Source organism: Trujillonella endophytica, from assembly GCF_900110555.1.
Lineage (GTDB): Bacteria > Actinomycetota > Actinomycetes > Mycobacteriales > Geodermatophilaceae > Trujillonella > Trujillonella endophytica.
In genome coordinates this window covers 183,138-200,775 of sequence record NZ_FOEE01000005.1, presented here as the reverse complement: position 1 = coordinate 200,775, position 17,638 = coordinate 183,138, and the positions used below count along the sequence as shown (strand labels likewise).

The 17,638-nt window shown below is 74.2% G+C and carries 18 protein-coding genes; 2 read left to right on the top strand and 16 right to left on the bottom strand.

Annotated elements, in window-relative coordinates; genetic code table 11:
- Positions 1 to 51: 51 nt before the first annotated feature.
- From BMY88_RS10115 to BMY88_RS10085, 7 genes are read right to left on the bottom strand one after another with little or no spacing between them, the layout of a single operon-like run.
- Positions 52 to 660 (bottom strand): TetR/AcrR family transcriptional regulator, encoded by a 609-nt coding sequence (locus BMY88_RS10115; protein ID WP_170861052.1) that lies wholly within the window; start codon positions 658 to 660, stop codon positions 52 to 54.
- The gene (locus BMY88_RS10110) at positions 657 to 1,589 is read right to left on the bottom strand and encodes a diacylglycerol kinase family protein (RefSeq protein WP_244524569.1); all 933 of its coding nucleotides are present in this window, start codon (positions 1,587 to 1,589) and stop codon (positions 657 to 659) included. The genes BMY88_RS10115 and BMY88_RS10110 overlap by 4 nt, the downstream gene beginning before the upstream one ends.
- Before the next feature lie 7 nt (positions 1,590 to 1,596).
- Positions 1,597 to 2,544, bottom strand: coding sequence for a twin-arginine translocase subunit TatC (gene tatC / locus BMY88_RS10105; RefSeq protein ID WP_244524568.1), 948 nt, complete (start codon positions 2,542 to 2,544; stop codon positions 1,597 to 1,599).
- Positions 2,545 to 2,563: 19 nt separating this feature from the next.
- Positions 2,564 to 2,920: a Sec-independent protein translocase subunit TatA gene (gene tatA, locus BMY88_RS10100; protein WP_091942698.1), complete on the bottom strand. Its 357-nt coding sequence runs from the start codon at positions 2,918 to 2,920 to the stop codon at positions 2,564 to 2,566.
- Positions 2,921 to 2,956: 36 nt separating this feature from the next.
- A complete protein-coding gene (locus BMY88_RS10095) occupies positions 2,957 to 3,229 on the bottom strand; it encodes a hypothetical protein (RefSeq protein WP_091942696.1) in 273 nt (90 codons plus the stop codon).
- Positions 3,230 to 3,288: 59 nt separating this feature from the next.
- Positions 3,289 to 4,380 (bottom strand): helix-turn-helix transcriptional regulator, encoded by a 1,092-nt coding sequence (locus BMY88_RS10090; protein ID WP_091942695.1) that lies wholly within the window; start codon positions 4,378 to 4,380, stop codon positions 3,289 to 3,291.
- Complete coding sequence (locus BMY88_RS10085) at positions 4,377 to 5,360, bottom strand: helix-turn-helix transcriptional regulator (RefSeq protein WP_091942693.1); 984 nt, start codon at positions 5,358 to 5,360, stop codon at positions 4,377 to 4,379. The genes BMY88_RS10090 and BMY88_RS10085 overlap by 4 nt, the downstream gene beginning before the upstream one ends.
- Positions 5,361 to 5,473: 113 nt before the next feature.
- On the opposite strand from BMY88_RS10085, the gene BMY88_RS10080 reads away from it, so the two are divergent.
- Positions 5,474 to 6,634 carry a DUF3866 family protein gene (locus BMY88_RS10080; protein ID WP_244524567.1) on the top strand — a complete coding sequence of 387 codons (1,161 nt, stop codon included), beginning with the start codon at positions 5,474 to 5,476 and terminating at the stop codon, positions 6,632 to 6,634.
- Positions 6,635 to 6,685: 51 nt separating this feature from the next.
- Here BMY88_RS10080 and pafA read toward each other — a convergent pair whose 3' ends face one another.
- From pafA to BMY88_RS10035, 9 genes are all read right to left on the bottom strand, one after another.
- Positions 6,686 to 8,044, bottom strand: coding sequence for a Pup--protein ligase (gene pafA, locus BMY88_RS10075; RefSeq protein WP_091942691.1), 1,359 nt, complete (start codon positions 8,042 to 8,044; stop codon positions 6,686 to 6,688).
- A gap of 74 nt (positions 8,045 to 8,118) precedes the next feature.
- The gene (prcA, locus tag BMY88_RS10070) at positions 8,119 to 8,997 is read right to left on the bottom strand and encodes a proteasome subunit alpha (RefSeq protein ID WP_091942689.1); all 879 of its coding nucleotides are present in this window, start codon (positions 8,995 to 8,997) and stop codon (positions 8,119 to 8,121) included.
- Between the two features lie 4 nt (positions 8,998 to 9,001).
- Positions 9,002 to 9,853 carry a proteasome subunit beta gene (gene prcB, locus BMY88_RS10065; protein WP_091942903.1) on the bottom strand — a complete coding sequence of 284 codons (852 nt, stop codon included), beginning with the start codon at positions 9,851 to 9,853 and terminating at the stop codon, positions 9,002 to 9,004.
- A 144-nt stretch (positions 9,854 to 9,997) separates the two neighbouring features.
- Positions 9,998 to 10,522, bottom strand: coding sequence for an endonuclease VII domain-containing protein (locus BMY88_RS24400; protein WP_280138712.1), 525 nt, complete (start codon positions 10,520 to 10,522; stop codon positions 9,998 to 10,000).
- A 252-nt stretch (positions 10,523 to 10,774) separates the two neighbouring features.
- Entirely contained in the window at positions 10,775 to 10,984 is a 210-nt protein-coding gene (locus BMY88_RS10055; RefSeq protein ID WP_091942687.1) for a ubiquitin-like protein Pup, read from the bottom strand.
- Positions 10,985 to 11,064: 80 nt separating this feature from the next.
- Entirely contained in the window at positions 11,065 to 12,570 is a 1,506-nt protein-coding gene (dop, locus tag BMY88_RS10050; RefSeq protein ID WP_091942685.1) for a depupylase/deamidase Dop, read from the bottom strand.
- A gap of 85 nt (positions 12,571 to 12,655) precedes the next feature.
- Complete coding sequence (locus tag BMY88_RS10045) at positions 12,656 to 13,552, bottom strand: septum formation family protein (protein ID WP_091942682.1); 897 nt, start codon at positions 13,550 to 13,552, stop codon at positions 12,656 to 12,658.
- An 80-nt stretch (positions 13,553 to 13,632) separates the two neighbouring features.
- The gene (gene arc, locus BMY88_RS10040) at positions 13,633 to 15,357 is read right to left on the bottom strand and encodes a proteasome ATPase (protein WP_244524566.1); all 1,725 of its coding nucleotides are present in this window, start codon (positions 15,355 to 15,357) and stop codon (positions 13,633 to 13,635) included.
- 216 nt (positions 15,358 to 15,573) lie between these two features.
- On the bottom strand, positions 15,574 to 16,545 hold the full coding sequence (locus BMY88_RS10035; protein ID WP_280138711.1) for a tRNA (adenine-N1)-methyltransferase: 972 nt from the start codon (positions 16,543 to 16,545) through the stop codon (positions 15,574 to 15,576).
- 121 nt (positions 16,546 to 16,666) lie between these two features.
- Here BMY88_RS10035 and BMY88_RS10030 point away from each other — a divergent pair, with 121 nt between their 5' ends.
- Positions 16,667 to 17,581 (top strand): RecB family exonuclease, encoded by a 915-nt coding sequence (locus BMY88_RS10030; RefSeq protein WP_091942677.1) that lies wholly within the window; start codon positions 16,667 to 16,669, stop codon positions 17,579 to 17,581.
- Positions 17,582 to 17,638 lie beyond the last annotated feature (57 nt).

Below are 17,638 nucleotides of genomic sequence, written 5' to 3'. Positions count from 1 at the left end.
CACGCTGCCAGGAACCCGGGGCCACCACAAGAGAAGTGAGAGTTCAGGACTTCACTTACGCGGGCGGGGGGACCATGGCGCGGCGTTCAGGCCGGCCGCACCGGGACGCAGCCCGGCGAGCAGCAGGGCAAGCAGCCGCCGCCACGCCTGGGGTTCGTCGTACCCGGTCGACAGCGCGACCCCGCGCAGGGCGTGCACGACCAGCAGGATGTCGGGGACGGTCAGCTCGGGGCGCACCCGGCCGGCGTCGTGCGCGGCGTCCAGCAGCTCGGCGAGCAGCCCGTCGAGCTCGGCGCGCAGCTCTCCCGTGCCGGGGTCGGCCCACAGACGCGCGACGAACCCCCGCTTGCGGAACTGGATGTCGGCGTACTCGGCCAGCCACCGCTCCAGCCCCTGCCCGTCCTCGGCGGCGGACTCCCGCCGGGCCACCTCGACGAGGTGGCCGAGCACGGCCTCCACCAGCTCGGCGATCAGCTCGTCCTTGGTGGGGAACCGCCGGTACAGCGTCGCCAGGCCCAGCCCGGCCTCGGCGGCGACCACCTCCAGGCTGACGTCGGTGCCGTGCTCGCCGAAGACGTCGGACGCGGCCTGGATCAGCCGCTGCCGGTTCTCCCGGGCGTCCCGCCGGGGCACGCGGCTGGACGCCGAGGCGGTGGTCACGCCGCCGCTCCCCCGGCCGGCCGGCGGCCCGCGCCGACCACGCGCAGCGCGCCGGGCACGCAGTCGGTGACCGCCGGCAGCGGGGCCACCCGCTCGCCGTCGGCATAGGTGGTGAGCCCGGACCCGCCCGGGACCTCCGCCAGCTCCACCCGGGCGGCCCGGTGAACGGTGACGGCCGGGTGCTCGACGTGCGTGCCGGCGGCCAGCCGTGGCCGGGTGCGCACCAGCTCGCGGCGGCTCACCGGCCCGACCACGGTGACGTCGAAGCGCCCGTCGGTCGGGTCGGCCCCGGGGCAGACCCGCATGCCGCCGCCGTACCAGGCGGTGTTGCCGACGGCGACCAGCGTGACCGGCAGCGTCGTCGCCTCGCCGTCGAGGACGAGCGTCAGCTCGCGCGGCCGCAGCCGGGCCAGCTCGGCGAGGATCGCGACGTCGTAGCGGCGGGGACCGCGGGGCCAGCGCAGCCGGTTGGCGCGGTCGGTGACGGCGGAGTCGAAGCCGCAGCACAGCACCGTGGCCCACCACCGCTCCCCCGTCCGGCCCGCGTCGATCGTGGTGGCCGTGCCGGCGGCCAGGTCCTCGGCGACCGCCCGGGCGGCGGCCGCCGGGTCGCCGGGGACGCCGAGGGCCAGCGCGAGGTCGTTGCCGGTGCCGGCGGGGACGACGGCCAGCGGGGTCGGGGTCCCGGCCACCGCCTGCAGCCCGGCGTGCGCCGCGCCGTCCCCGCCGACGGCGACCACCGCGTCGACCCCGCCGGACACCGCCGCCGCGGCCTGGCGCTCGGCGTCGGCGCGGGTGGTGGCGGGCAGGAGCTCGGGGGTCACGCCACCGGCCCTGAGCTCGGCCAGGACGGCGGCCGCGACCGCGGGTGCCCTCCCCCGGCCCGCCGCGGGGCTGACGAGGACGGCGGCGCGCAGCCCGGCTCCCACCGCGACGTCAGCGGGCGGTGGGAGCGGAGGGGCCGGCGACCGGCTCCTCGTCGAGCGCGGAGGGACGGGGGTCCAGCGGCGACGGCCGCGCGTCCAGCGGGGAGGCCTCGTCGTCGGCCAGGCCCGCGAGCCCGTCCAGGCCCGCGCGGCGGGCCCGCCGCCGGTCGACCTGGCGGGCGATCTGGATGGCGAGCTCGAACAGCACGCACATCGGCGCCGCCATGAGCAGCATGGTGAACGGGTCCTGGGTGGGCGTGACGAAGGCCGCGAAGACGATGGTGAGGAAGTAGATCCAGCGCCGACCCTTGGCCAGCGTCGCGTAGCTGAGCACGCCGACCAGGTTGAGCACGACGGCGATCAGCGGGAGCTCGAAGCTGACGCCGAAGGCCAACAGCAGGGCGATGACGAAGCCGATGTAGTCCTGCGCGGTGAGCGCGATGGCCACCCCGTCGCCGGCCAGCTCCAGCAGCAGCTCCAGGCCCTTGGCCAGCGAGATGTAGGCCAGGCCAGCGCCGAGGGCGAACAGCGCCGTCGAGGCGGCGACGAAGGCCACGCCGTAGCGCTTCTCGTTCCGCTTGAGCCCCGGGGTGATGAAGGCCCACACCTGGTACAGCCAGAACGGCGCCGACAGCACGATGCCGACGATGAAGGCGATCTTCAGCCGGATCAGCGCACCGCCGATGACGTCGGTCACCAGCAGGTCGCAGTCGTCGGCTGAGCCGCCGGTGCCCAGCGCCCGCAGGTCCGGGTCCAGGCCGCAGTAGGGGGCGCGGATGAACTCACCGAGCCCGTGGTCGTACCACCAGAACGCCACCGCGGTGCCGATCAGGATGAACAGCAGCGCCTTGCCGACGCGGTTGCGCAGCTCCGTGAGGTGCGCGATGAGCGACATCGTCGCCGCGGCGTCCCGCGGCGGGCGGCGCCTGCGGGTACGTCGGGGGGCGGCCTCGCTCACCGTCGCCGTGCCGAGGGGGTCAGCGAGGGGTGTCGCCCGAGGCGGCTGCCTGGGCGGCACGCGCGCGCAGCGCGGCGGCCTGCGCCTCCGCGGCGCGGGCCTCGGCCTCGAGCTGGGCGGCGCGCGCCTCGGCGACGGGGTCGCCGAGCGGGGCCGCCGGCGGGATGACCTCGCCCCGCAGCGGCGCCGACGTCTGCGCCGGCTCCTTGCTGCGGACGTCGGCCGCCCTGTCGTCGTCCTTCATGCCCTTCATCTCGCCCTTGAAGATCCGGAGCGAGCGGCCCAGGGAGCGGGAGGCGTCGGGCAGCTTCTTGTAGCCGAAGAGGAGCAGGACGGCCAGGATGATCAGACCGATCTCCAGGGGGCCGAGGTTCATCGGGGTTCCTCCAGGACTGGGTGGCTGACGGCGATGCTACGCCCGGGAGGCGCCGGAACCGGGCAGCCCGACGGCGTTCGCCGGCCGTTCACCCGCTGGTGGGGAGGCGCCCTCCGGCGCCGCGCCGGCCCGCGCCTGGACCGCCCGTGCCTGGACCGCCTGGGCCTGGGCGAGCAGCGGCGCCGTCTCCCGCTGCAGGGCGTTGGCCTCGCGGCCCAGCCGCTGCAGCGCCCCGAGCACGCCGTACGCCAGCACGGCGAGGACGAGCAGGCACACGACCGGGACGGCGATCCAGACGACCAGCAGCACGGCGCCGACCCTAGCCGCCGGACCCGGAGGTCCCGCCAGGCATCACGGCCGGGGTCCGCTCAGGCATCACGGCCCGGGTCCGGCGGTGCATCACGGCCCGGGTCCGGCCGGGCATCACGGCCCGGGTCCGGCCGGGCATCACGGCCCGGGTCCGGCCGGGCATCACGGCCCGGGTCCGGCCGGGCGCCGGCTGCGTACCGGCCGAGCGCGGCCCGCGCGTCGGCGGCGACCGAGGCGGCCAGCTCGGCCGGCTCGTCGACGACCGCGCCCCCGCCGAGGGAGGCGACCAGCCTGCGGGCCCAGGCGAGGTCGGCGGTGCGCACGGACACGGCCAGGCCGCCGGGCGGGTCGTCGACCTCGCGCACGTCCTCCACCTGGTAGTACTCGGCGACCCAGCGGGCGCTCCCGGCCAGCCGCAACCGCACCAGCCGCGCTTCCGGGCCCGGCCGGTAGACGCCGCCCTCGACGTCGCGGCCGTGCGCCTCGGCCGGCGGCGCGGCGGGCTCGTCGAGGACGACGACGTCGTCCACCCGGTCCAGGCGGAACAGCCGCACGCCCTCGGCCCGGCGGCACCACGCCTCGAGGTAGGTGTGCCCGTCGACCAGCAGCAGCCGCATCGGGTCGACCGTGCGCTCGGTCCGCTCGTCCCGCGTGGGGACGTAGTAGTGCAGGTGCAGCGCCCGGCCGCGCTCGAGGCCCTCGCGGACGACGGTGAGCGCCTGCTCCCGGGCGTCGACCGACAGCGCGACCGGCGTCGTCCGCTCCCCCGCGTGGCCGGCGACGGCGGACACCTTGGCCAGCGCCCGGCTGACGGCCTCCCGCTCGGCGAGGCCCGGGGACTCCAGCAGCGCGCGGAGCGCGACGACCAGGGCCACCGCCTCGTCGGTCGTCAGCCGCAGCGGCCGCACCATGCCGGCGGTGAAGGTCACCCGCACCCGGTCGCCCTCGAACGACAGGTCGATGAGGTCACCGGGGCCGTAGCCGGGCAGCCCGCACATCCACAGCAGCTCGAGGTCGCGGCGCAGCTGCCGTTCGGTCACGCCGAAGTCGCGGGCGGCCTCGGCCACCGGGACGCCGTCGGGGCGCGCCGTCAGGTACGGGACCAGCGACAGCAGCCGGGTCATCCGCTCCGTGGTGCCGGGGGCGGTCATGCCGGGGCCCCCATCGCGGCGAGCCGGGTCAGCCGCTCGACGACCGCGTCGCGGAGCTCCTGCGGCGACTCCACCAGGACGTCCGCGCCGTAGGCGGCCAGCTGGTCGGCCAGGCGCGAGAGGTCGGTGGTGCGCAGCTGGAGCAGGTCCCCGTCCTCGTCGTCGTCGGCCGGCTCGAGCGGAACGGCGGTGCGGCGCAGGCCGACGGCGGCACCCGGCCGCGCCCGGACGACGACGAGCTGCTCCTGTCCCCCGTCCTGGCCGGCGACGAGCGCGGCCAGGTCGAGGTCCGGCGGCGGCTCGAACGCGCCCTCCGGGCCGGTGACGCGCGGGGCCCCGGCGACGCGGGACAGCCGGAACACCCGTGGCGCCCGCCGGTCGAGGTCGTGGCCGACGAGATACCAGCGCCCGTGCCAGGCCACCACGCCCCAGGGCTGCACGCGGCGGTGCGCGGGTGCGCCCTCGTCGGGCCGGCGGTAGTCGAACTCGACCAGGCGGCGGTCGCGGGCGGCGGTGTAGCAGGGCTCGAAGGCGGGCTCGTCGGAGTCCAGCCGGGGGCGCAGGGGCAGCGCGCGGGCGGGGTCGACGTCCACGCCGGCGGCCTTGAGCTTCACCAGGGCGCTCTGCGCCGCGCCGGCCATCTGCGCGGACTCCCACAGGCGCAGGGCGAGACCGACGGCCGCGGCCTCCTCGCCGTCGAGGGTGAGCTCGGGCAGCTCGTAGTCCGCGCGCGCGATGCGGTAGCCGTCCTCGGTGTCGAACGCGCTGGTCCGTCCGGTCTCCAGCGGAACGCCCATCTCGCGCAGGTCGGCCTTGTCCCGCTCGAACATGCGCTTGAACGCCTCGTCTGCCCGCTCGGTGCCGTCGTCGGCCTCGTAGCCGGGCACGGTGGCGCGGATCCGCGCCGCGCTGACGTACTGGCGGGTGCCGAGGAGGGCGATGACCAGGTTGACCAGTCGTTCCGCCCGCTTCGCCGCCACGGGCCCAGGCTAGTGGACGGGCCCCCGCCCCCACCCCGCGCGAGCCCGGTCCGGGCGCTGTCGGCGGGGCCGGGAGTCGGCGGGCTCCCGGCGACGCAACTAGCCTCCACCTCGTGGGCGAGGAGCAGACGACCGCGAGCCGGATCCGCTGGCGGCGGGGGACGGTGACCGCCGTCGGCCGCTCGTGGCGCGACGCGGTCGAACTGACCGTCGAGGTGCCCGGGGACGGCGCCGTCCGCTCGCTGGCGCACCCGTCGATCGTGGGCACCCCCGAGGTGGGCGACGACGTGCTGCTCAACACCACGGCGTGGGCACAGCGACTGGGCACCGGCGGGTACGCGCTCGTCGTCGCCGTGCCCGACCGGCTGCCCCCGGACCCGACCGGCTCCGGGCACCTGGTGAAGGCCCGGTATACCCCGCTGCAGGTCAGCGTCCAGGGCGTCGACGAGCAGGCCACCGAGCACCACGCGACGATCAGCGAGGCCGACCACCTCGACGGCATGCCCGTCGTGGTCGCGGACCTGCACTCGGCGCTGCCCGCGGTGCTCATCGGGATCCTGGCCACCGACCCCGACCTCAGGGTCGCCTACGTGATGACCGACGGCGGCGCGCTGGTGGCCGGCTTCTCCCGCACGCTGTCGGCGTTGCGGGCGTCGCTGGCCGGGGTGGTCACCGCCGGCCAGGCCTTCGGGGGCGACCTGGAGGCGGTGACCGTGCACACGGCGCTGCTGGCCGCCCGGCACGTGCTCGGCGCCGACGTGGCGATCGTCAGCCAGGGCCCGGGCAACCTGGGGACCGGCACCCCGTGGGGCTTCTCCGGGGTGACCGCCGGGGAGGCGTGCAACGCGGTCGCGGTCCTGGGCGGGCAGGCGGTGGGTGCGCTGCGGATCTCCGACGCCGATCCCCGTCCGCGCCACCGCGGGGTGTCCCACCACTCGCTGACCGCGTTCGGGCGGGTGGCGCTGGGCGGCGTGACGCTGGTGGCGCCGCGCGGGCTGGGCTCGGAGCTCGGCCGGCAGGTCGAGGAGGACCTGGCCGGGCAGCCCGAGCGCAACCCCGTCGTCTGGATGGACGTCGACGGGCTGGAGGGGGCCCTGGGCCTCTCGCCCGTCCCGCTGTCGACGATGGGCCGCGGCTACGAGGAGGAGCGGCCGTACTTCCTCGCCGCCGCGGCGGCGGGCCGCTACGCCGCCCTCCGTGTCCCGCTGCCGGCGGGCACCGACGACACCGAGGCCCCCGCGGAAGCGGCCGCAGCCGACCCCGCCGTCGGCTGAGACGGGCAATTCCGCGCTTCCGCCCCGGGGCGATTCCGCGCTTCTGCACGGCTACATCGAGGCGATGAGCTTCTCCACCCGGTCGTCGACGGACTTGAACGGGTCCTTGCACAGCACGGTGCGCTGCGCCTGGTCGTTGAGCTTGAGGTGCACCCAGTCGACGGTGAAGTCACGCCGCTTCTCCTGCGCCTTGCGGATGAACTCACCGCGGAGCTTGGCGCGGGTGGTCTGCGGGGGCACGTTCTTGGCCTCGAACACGCGCGGCTCGTGGGCCACCCGCTCGACCTGACCGGCGCGCTCCAGCAGGTAGTACAGGCCCCGGCGCCGGCTGATGTCGTGGTAGGCGAGGTCCATCTGCGCGACCCGCGGGTGCGCCAGGGGGATGTCGTTCTTGGCCCGGTAGCGCTCGATGAGCCGGAACTTGATGGCCCAGTCGATCTCGCGGTCGATGAGCGACAGGTCCCCGCTGTCGACGGCCTTGAGCACCCGGCCCCACAGCTCGAGCATCTGCCGGTGCACCGGGCCGAAGCCCTCGCGGTCGACGAACTCGGTGGCCCGGGCGTGGTACTCGGCCTGGATCTCCAGGGCCGACATCTCGCGACCGTTGGCCAGCCGGACCTTGCGGCGGCCGGTCATGTCGTGGCTGATCTCGCGGATGGCGCGGATCGGGTTCTCCAGCGCCATGTCCCGGATCGGGACGCCGGCCTCGATCATCCGCAGCACCAGGTCGGTGGAGGCGACCTTGAGCAGGGTCGTCGTCTCGCTCATGTTCGAGTCGCCGACGATCACGTGCAGCCGGCGGTAGCGCTCGGCATCGGCGTGCGGCTCGTCGCGGGTGTTGATGATCGGCCGCGACCGGGTGGTGGCGCTGGAGACGCCCTCCCAGATGTGCTCGGCGCGCTGGCTGACGCAGTAGATGGCGCCCCGCGGGGTCTGCAGCACCTTCCCGGCGCCCACGACGATCTGGCGGCTGACCAGGAACGGGATGAGCACGTCGGCCAGGCGGCTGAACTCGCCGTGCCGGCCCACCAGGTAGTTCTCGTGACAGCCGTAGCTGTTGCCCGCGGAGTCGGTGTTGTTCTTGAACAGGTAGATGTCGCCGGTGACGCCCTCCTCGGCCAGCCGCTGCTCGGCGTCGACGAGGAGGCCCTCGAGGATGCGCTCGCCGGCCTTGTCGTGGACGACGAGTTCGGTGAGGTCGTCGCACTCGGCGGTGGCGTACTCGGGGTGGCTGCCGACGTCGAGGTAGAGCCGGGAGCCGTTGCGGAGGAAGACGTTGGAGCTCCGCCCCCAGGACACCACCCGGCGGAACAGGTAGCGGGCGACCTCGTCCGGGGACAGCCGTCGCTGGCCGCGGAAGGTGCACGTGACGCCGTACTCGGTCTCGATTCCGAAGATCCGTCGGTCCACGTCCCGAGCCTAGGCGTCGCGGACGACAACGGCCCGATCCCGGCGCGGGGCGACGCCGGGATCGGACGATGGGCTCAGGACGCGCCGGGATCGGACGGGCTGCCGCCCTCGCCGCTGCCCTCTGTGCCGCCCGCGGTGTCGGGGGCGGCCGGGTCGCCCAGGCCGGGCGGCGTGCCGGGCGCGGGGGTGCTGGGCGCGTGCGCCGAGGGAGCGGCCTCGCCGGTGTCGGCGGCCCCGTCGTCGCCGTCCCCGAGCAGCGCGTGCAGCGCGGCGCCCACGACCCGGCGGAAGGCCCGCTTGGGCCGGCGGCGGTCCAGGACGGCGACCTCGAGCTGGGCGGCGGCGAGCAGTGCGGCGTCCCCGCCGCCGTTGGCCATGGCGGGGCTGACCGCCGACAGCGCGCGGACGCCGACCATCAGCGCCTCCGCCAGGGCCATGCCCGGGGAGAAGTGCTCGCGCAGGTGGGTGGTGACCGCCTCGGCCTGGCCCCCCATGACCACGAAGTCGGCCTCGTCGACGATGGAACCGTCGAAGGTGAGCCGGTAGAGCTGGTCGGTCTCCGCGGTGGTGCCGACCTCGGCGACGCACAGCTCCACCTCGAAGGGCTTCATCTGCTCGGTGAAGACCGTGCCGAGGGTCTGCGCGTAGGCGTTGGCGATCACCCGCCCGGTGACGTCGCGCCGGTTGTAGGAGTAGCCGCGGACGTCGGCCAGCCGGACGCCGGCCACCCGCAGGCTCTCGAACTCCGAGTAGCGCCCGACGGCGGCGAAGCCGATGCGGTCGTAGAGCTCGCTGACCTTGTGCAGGGTGGCGCTGGGGTTCTCGGCGATGAACAGGATGCCGTCGGCGTACGTGAGGACGGCGACGCTGCGACCGCGGGAGATGCCCTTGCGGGCGTACTCCGAGCGGTCGCGCATCAGCTGCTCGGGCGAGGCGTAGTACGGCATGGTCATGGCGTCAGGCCCCCGTGCTGTTCCGGTCGGCGGCCGACCGCTCGGTGACGATCGTGTCGGCGACCGCGGCGATCTCGTCGTCGGTCAGCCGGACGGCGCCCTCGGCGTCGACGCGGTAGACGATCGGGTAGAGCCGGCGCACCGGGTCCGGCCCACCGGTGGCCGAGTCGTCGTCGGCGGCGTCGTAGAGGGCCTCGACCACGGTGCGGGTGGCGGCAGCGGCCGACAGGTCCGCGCGCCAGGTCTTCTTGAGCGAGCTCCGGGCGAACAGCGAGCCGGAGCCGACGGCGGCGTAGCCGCGCTCCTCGTAGTTCCCGCCCGTGACGTCGTAGCTGAAGATCCGCCCGGGGGTGGCTCCGGGCGCGGCGTCGAGGTCGAAGCCCGCGAACAGCGGGACGACGGCCAGCCCCTGCAGCGCGGCGCCGAGGTTGCCGCGGATCATGCCGGCGAGCCGGTTGGCCTTCCCGTCGAGCGAGAGGGTCATCCCCTCGATCTTCTCGTAGTGCTCGAGCTCCACCTGGTAGAGCCGCACCATCTCGATCGCGATGCCGGCGGCCCCGGCGATGCCGATCACCGACCACGAGTCGGCCGGGTAGACCTTCTCGATGTCGCGGCTGGAGATGAGGTTGCCCATGGTGGCGCGGCGGTCGCCGCCCATGAGGACGCCGCCGTCGAACGTGACGGCGACGATCGTCGTGCCGTGCGGGGCGAGGTCACCCACGGGCAGCTGCGGGACCGGCCGGCGGCCGGGCAGCAGGTCCGGCGCGGCGGTCGCGAGGAAGTCGGTGAAGGACGAGCCCACGCGGTCCAGGTACGCGTGCGGGAACCCGCTCCGCTCGGTCGGCCACTGGCTCAACCCGTCCACCTCTCCACGCCCTCGACGAGGGGTGCCGATCGCTGGTCCGCGCGCCGATCGGCACGCCCCGCCGACCCTACCGGCGCGGCCCGGGCCCGCAGGGCGGAGTCCGCCGGCGGCGAGGGGGCGTACGTCACCGGGAGATCAGCTGCCGGCGGACCGGCCGGGTTCCGCGAGCAGGACGGCCAGCCGCGCGCGGACGACGTCGTGCGTCCGGCACCCCGCGGCACGCGCTCGCAGCTCCGGGCGGCCCGGGCTGCTCGACCGCCGCGGAGACGGCGGAGGTGCCGACGGTCCGGTGCGCGCCGGTTCGGGCTCGTCGCGGTGGTGCTCGACGTAGCGAGCCGCCGCCCGGAGGACCCCGGGGTCGTCCCGGAGTTGCCCGAGCCCACCGTTGCAGTTGAAGCAGAGCAGCCGGCGCACCCGTCCCGTGTCGTGATCATGGTCGACGTGCTCGGCGGGAGCCGACGCACAGATGGCACAGAGCCCACCCTGCGCGGCCAACATCGCGTCGAAATCCGCCGCGGTGATCCCGTACCGCCGCCTGAGGTGATACGTGCGCCCACCGCCGGCGGCCTCCTTGCTCCGACGACCTCGCGCGTTGTGGCAGGGCTTGCAGTAGGAGTTGATGCCGCTACGGCTGGCGGCATTCCTGCCGAACGCAGCCACCGGCAGGACTGTGTCGCAGTCGGGACACCATTTGTGTCCGCGAGGTACGGGCACCTCGTTCGCATAGCGCCGCGACGGCGCGCCCTCGCGCCCCGCCCGTGCAACGCGGTGCCGACGCCGCGCGTGCGTCTTTCAGTAGAAAGCGTATCCGTCTCGAGAGTTCCGATTCCTGGTGAACTCCGCGATCGGCTGGTTCGAGCCGCAATCCCGGCAGTATTTTTGATCCATTTCTGGATTCGAGACTAAACCGTTTCACTGACCCCCTTTTTGTACGTACTGCCTTACGAACTCCTCGGCGTTCTCCTCGAGCACCTCGTCGATCTCATCGAGAATGGAGTCGACGTCCTCGGTCAGTTCCTTCTGGCGCTCGGCGACCTCGGTGTCGACCGAGGCCTCGACCTCCTCGGTCTCCTCGCGCGTGCGCGTGGCCCGCTGCTGCCCGCCGGTGTCCCTCGTGGCCATGCCGACCTCCCGTACAGAGTCGAAGTGCCTGCTGAGCGGAACGCTACCCCCCGGGGGTGACGTTCGAGCGTCGCGCGAGCTCAGCCGCCGGTGATGGTGTCGACCAGTTGCTGAGCGCTCGACGTCGACTCGAACAACGCCCCCACGTGGTCGCGAGTGCCCCGCAGCGGCTCCATGGTCGGGATGCGCACCAGGTTCTCCCGGCCGAGGTCGAACACGACCGAGTCCCACGACGCGGCGGCGACCTGCGCGGGGTACCGGCGCAGGCACTCGCCGCGGAAGAAGGCCCGGGTGTCCGACGGCGGGGTGAGCATCGCCGCGGTCACCTCCTCCTCGGTCAGCAGCCGCTGCATCGAGCCGCGGGCGACCAGCCGGTGGTACAGGCCCTTCTCCGGCCGGACGTCGCTGTACTGCAGGTCGACCAGCTTCAGCCGGGAGTCGCCCCAGGCGAGGCCGTCCCGGCTGCGGTACCCCTCGAGCAGCCGCAGCTTGGCCGGCCAGTCGAGCCGGTCGGCCAGGCGCATCGGGTCGTCGGCGAGCACCTCCAGCACCTCGGCCCAGCGGCGCAGCACGTCGGCGGTCTGCTCGTCGCCGTCGCCCCGCTGGTCGACGAAGCGCTGGGCCTGCTCGAGGTAGGCCTCCTGCACCTCCAGCGCCGTCATCCGCTGGCCGGTGCGCAGCCGCACCTTGTACGTCAGGGTCGGGTCGTGGCTGATCGCCTGCAGCGCGGCGACCGGCTCCTCGATCGACAGGTCCCGCGTGAGCGCCCGCGCCTCGATGAGCGCCAGTACCAGCGACGTCGTCCCGACCTTCAGGTACGTCGACAGCTCGGCCAGGTTGGCGTCCCCGATGATTACGTGCAGCCGCCGGTACTCGTCGGGGTTGGCGTGCGGCTCGTCGCGCGTGTTGATGATCGGCCGCTTGAGCGTCGTCTCCAGGCCCACCTCGACCTCGAAGAAGTCGGCCCGCTGCGAGAGCTGGAAGCCCTGGGTGCGCCCCTCCACGCCGAGGCCCACCCGCCCGGAGCCGGCGAACACCTGGCGGGTCGCGAAGAACGGGATCAGGCCGCGGATGATGTCGACGAACGGCGTCCGGCGGTCCATCAGGTAGTTCTCGTGCGACCCGTAGGAGGCGCCCTTGCCGTCGGTGTTGTTCTTGTAGAGCTGGATCGGGCTCGTGCCGGGCACCCGGGCGGCCCGGCGGGCGGCCTCGGCCATGACCCGCTCCCCCGCCTTGTCCCACAGCACGATGTCGCGCGGGTTCGTGACCTCGGGCGTGGAGTACTCGGGGTGGGCGTGGTCGACGTAGAGCCGGGCGCCGTTGGTGAGGATGACGTTGGCCATCCCGGCGTCCTCGTCGAGGTCGTTGTGGTCCAGCGCCTGCGCCGGGGACAGGTCGAAACCGCGGGCGTCGCGCAGCGGCGACTCCTCCTCGAAGTCCCAGCGGGCCCGGCGTGGCGACGGCGCCTCGGCCACCGACCAGGCGTTGACCACCTGGCTGGACAGCGTCGTCGGGTTCGCCGTCGGCTGCCCGGGCACCGAGATGCCGTACTCGACCTCGGTGCCCATGACCCGCCGAACGCTCATGCGCCAACCCTAGGCCGCGGCCCTCGCCGTCCGACGGCCGCGCGCCGGGGCCTCGCGGGCGCCGGCCGCTCTGGGGCGCCGACCCTCACGGGCGGACGCTGCCCGTGGTCGAGCCGCCACCGGCGGGCACGAGGACGCAGCGGGCGTCGCCGCCGTCCGGCCAGTCCTCCGCCTCGTCCACCCAGACGGCGGCGGCGTAGCCGAACGGCGCCGGCCCGCCGACGTACTCCTGCACCTCGTCGGCACAGCTGGCGGCGAGGGCCTGCCGGGTGGGCTCGTCGGGATACGGCGCGCCCTCGGGGACGTCGGCGAGCGCGAAGCCGGTCGGCTCGGCCTCGTGCGGCTCCGAGCAGGGGACGACGCCGTAGCTCGTCGCCGACCCGCTGAAGCAGACCCGGTAGGCCGCCGAGTCCGGGCCGGCCAGCCCGCCCGCCATCACGCCGGGTGCTGTCTCGGGGTCTGTGTAGCCGTAGAAGACGTCGCAGCGCATCCAGCGGGCGCCCGCCTCCCACTGGTCCTCCGACGGCAGGAACGACGCGTAGTAGGCGTAGGGGTCCTCGGGGTCCTCGCCGCCCAGGTAGGCGACGACGTCGTCGAGGGAGCACAGCTCGCCGAACGCCCGGCCCAGCGGGGTGTCGTCGTACAGGTCGTCCTCGACCGGCCGCTCGTCGTCCGGGCCGAGACCGGTGTCGCCCACGACCGCGGTCTCCGCGTCGTGCGGGTCGCCGCACGACACCGACCCGGGCGGGTCGAGCGGCGTGCTCTCCTGCCCCGCGTCCAGGTCGTAGCAGGTGCCCACGATCGGCAGGGCCGCCGGATCTGCGCCGCCCGGGCCGGCCGCGGGCACGGTGGGCTTGGCCGGACCGGGGTCGGCGGGCAGCGCGTCGCCGGCGACCGTGCTGCTGCAGCCGGCGAGCAGCGCCGCAGCCATCAGCGCCGCGACGGCCCACCGGGCGCGACGGTGCGAACGGGTGGCACCCATGACGTGCGGGCCCCCTCCCCGGCGGTGGACCTTCCGCGGCACCGGCCCCGGTGAGGGGGTCGGTGCCGCGGTCGGCGGCGTTACAGGTACTGGCCGGTGTTCGTGGCGGTGTCGATGGCCCGGCCGGACTCGCTGCCCTTGCCGCTGATGAGCGTGCGGATGTACACGATCCGCTCGCCCTTCTTGCCCGAGATCCGTGCCCAGTCGTCCGGGTTGGTCGTGTTCGGCAGGTCCTCGTTCTCCTTGAACTCGTCCAGGCAGGCCTGCATGAGGTGACCGACCCGCAGCCCGCCCGCCCCGGTCTCCAGCCGCTCCTTGATCGCCATCTTCTTGGCGCGGTCGACGATGTTCTGGAGCATCGCTCCGGAGTTGAAGTCCTTGAAGTACAGGACCTCCTTGTCACCGTTGGCGTAGGTGACCTCGAGGAACCGGTTCTCCTCGCTCTCGGTGTACATCCGCTCGACGGTGCGCTGGATCATCCCGGCGATCGTCGCCTCGCGGCTGCCGCCGTGCTCGGCGAGGTCGTCGGAGTGCAGCGGCAGCGTCGTCGTCAGGTACTTCGTGAAGATGTCGCGGGCCGCCTCGGCGTCCGGCCGCTCGATCTTGATCTTCACGTCGAGCCGGCCCGGCCGCAGGATCGCCGGGTCGATCATGTCCTCGCGGTTGGAGGCGCCGATGACGATGACGTTCTCCAGGCCCTCGACGCCGTCGATCTCGCTGAGCAACTGCGGGACGATGGTGCTCTCCACGTCCGAGGACACCCCGGACCCGCGAGTGCGGAAGATCGAGTCCATCTCGTCGAAGAACACGATGACCGGCGTGCCCTCGCTCGCCTTCTCCCGCGCCCGCTGGAACACCAGCCGGATGTGCCGCTCGGTCTCGCCGACGTACTTGTTGAGCAGCTCCGGGCCCTTGATGTTCAGGAAGAACGACTTGCCCTGCCCCTCGCCCTTGAGCGCCGAGACCTTCTTGGCCAGCGAGTTGGCCACGGCCTTGGCGATCAGCGTCTTGCCGCAGCCGGGCGGCCCGTACAGCAGGATGCCCTTGGGCGGGCGCAGCTCGAACTCGCGGAACAGGTCGGCGTGCAGGAACGGCAGCTCCACGGCGTCGCGGATCTGCTCGATCTGCCGGGCCAGCCCGCCGATGTCGGTGTAGTCGATGTCGGGGACCTCTTCGAGGACGAGCTCCTCGACCTCGCTCTTGGGGATCTTCTCGTAGGCGTAGCCCGACCGGGACTCCAGCAGCAGCGAGTCGCCGCTGCGCAGCGGCTGGCCGGTGAGGGAGTCGGCGAGGAAGACGACGCGCTCCTCGTCGGTGTGCCCGATCACCAGGGCCCGCCGCACCTCGCCCTCGACCGGCTCGAGCAGCTCCTTGAGCATGACGATGTCGCCGCCGCGCTCGAAGCCGCGCGCCTCGACGACGTTCATGGCCTCGTTGAGCATCAGCTCCTGGCCGTGCTGCAGCCCGTCGACCTCGACCGACGGGGACACCGTGACCCGCAGCTTGCGCCCGCCGGTGAAGACGTCGACGGTGCCGTCGGTGTGCCGGGTCAGGAAGACGCCGTAGCCGGACGGCGGCTGCCCGAGCCGCTCGACCTCTTCCTTGAGCGCCACCAGCTGCTCGCGCGCCTCGCGCAGCGTGCCGGCCAGCTTGTCGTTGCGTTCGGAGAGGAACGCCGCGCGCCCCTCCGCCTCGGCGATCCGCTCCTCGAGGGCGCGCACCGTCCGTGGGCTCTCGGCCACCTTGCGGCGCAGGAGACCGATCTCCTCCTCGAGGTAGGAGATCTGGCTGAGGAGCGCGGTCACATCACGTTCGCGCCGCGCCCGGAACTCGTCGGGACCACTGCCAACACCTGGGCCCATCGCGCACCTCCGCACATCGGGGGAGCCAGGACGCAAATCTATACACGCAGGAGGGGACGCCGCCGGTGGCTCGCGCTACGTCTGCCGAGCTGATACCGAACCCCCGTGGCCCCGCCGCGGGGCGCCGACCGGGCCCGCGAGGACGGGCGGGGCGGGTGCCTAGTACTTCTGCGCGCGGCGCTGCCTAATCGGGGCGACGGAGCCCTCGGCCAGCCGCCGCGCGGTGACCAGGAAGGCCGTGTGGGCGACCATCCGGTGCTCCGGGCGGACGGCGAGCCCGACCGCGTGCCACGGCCGGATCAGCGACTCCCACGCGTAGGGCTCGGTCCACACGCCCTGCGCGCGCAGCGCCTCGACGTAGGTGGAGAGCTGCGTCACCGTGGCGACGTAGCCGACGAGCACACCCCCGGGCCGCAGCGCGGCGGCGACCGTCGGCAGCACCGCCCAGGGCTCGAGCATGTCCAGCACCACGCGGTCCACGACCTCCGCGGCGGGGTGGTCGGCCAGGTCGCCCAGGCGCAGGTCCCAGTTGCCGGGCACCTCGCCGAAGAAGGCGCCGACGTTGCCGCGGGCGACGTCGGCGAAGTCCTCGCGCCGCTCGTAGCTGGTCACCGATCCCCCGCTGCCGACCGCGCGCAGCAGCGAGCAGGTGAGCGCGCCGGAGCCGGCGCCGGCCTCGAGCACCCGCATGCCGGGCCCGACGTCGCCGAAGCCGACGATCTGGGCCGCGTCCTTCGGGTAGATCACCTGGGCGCCGCGCGGCATGGACAGCACGAAGTCGGCCAGCAGCGGGCGCAGCGCCAGGTAGCCGGTGTTGGACGTCGAGTGGACGACCGAGCCCTCGGGCGCGCCGATCAGGTCGTCGTGCCGGATGGCGCCGCGGTGGGTGTGGAACTCCTTGCCCGCCTGGAGGACGACGGTGTGGTGCCGGCCCTTGGGGTCGGTGAGCTGCACCCGGTCGCCGGCCTCGAAGGCGCCGGGAACGAGCTCGCGCGGCGGAGCGAGGCCTTCGGGCGCCGGCTCGAGGTCGCCGGTGGCCCCGTCGGGCACGGGGAGGGCGTCGGGCACGGGGAGGGCGTCGGGCACGGGGTCCGCCGAGGCGTCGAGGGGCTGCTCCTGCTGCGGGTCCACGGGCGCCGAGCGTACGGCGGGGCCCGGAGCGGCCCGGACGGCGGCGCCGCGGACCGGAGCGGAGCACCCTGCCCGGCGCGGGCGCTCGGAACTGTCGGTGGGCCGCCCTAGCCTCGGACCCATGACGGTGCTGCACCCGGATCCGGTCTCCCCCTCCCCCGCCGAGGCGGCGGGCGACTCCGCGCCGCGCCGGCCGTCGCTGTCCCCCAGCCGCGCCGCCGACTTCAAGACCTGCCCGCTGCTGTACCGCTTCCGCACCATCGACCGGCTGCCCGAGCGCAAGAGCCTGGCCGCGGTGCGGGGCACGCTGGTGCACACCGTCCTCGAGAAGCTCTACGACCTCCCGGCGCGCGAACGGACACCTGAGGCGGCGCAGCAGCTCATCGCGCCGGCCTGGGCGGAGCTGTCGGCCGACCCGGCCATCACCGAGCTGTTCGCGGCGGCCGAGGCCGGTGAGCCCACGCCGTCGCTGGAGTCGTGGCTGGCGTCGGCCGGCACGCTGGTGGAGTCGTACTTCTCGCTGGAGGACCCGACGCGCATCCAGCCCGAGGGCCGGGAGCAGCTGGTCGAGGTGACGCTGCCCGACGGCCTGCTCCTGCGCGGCTTCGTCGACCGGCTCGACGTCGCGCCGACCGGAGCGCTGCGGGTCGTGGACTACAAGACCGGCTCGATGCCCCGCGAGGCCTTCGAGGCCAAGGCGCTGTTCCAGATGAAGTTCTACGCGCTGGTGCTGTGGCGCACCCGCGGCGTCGTGGCCAGCCAGCTGAAGCTGCTCTACCTCGCCGGCGGCGACGCGCTGACCTACGCCCCCGACGAGGCGGAGCTGGTCCGCTTCGAGCGCACGCTGCAGGCGATCTGGGCGGCGATCGAGCGGGCCGTGGCCACGCAGGACTTCCGGCCCAACCGGACCCGGCTGTGCGACTGGTGCGACCACCAGGCCCTGTGCCCCTCGTTCGGCGGCACTCCCCCGCCCTTCCCGGCGGAGGCCGCCGCGGCGGCCGGCTGGGCCACCCTGCCGATCGTCGAGCGCGACTGATGAGGGCCCCGGTGCTCCCCACCGCTCGCACGCTCGGTGCGGCCCCCTGCACCGGGG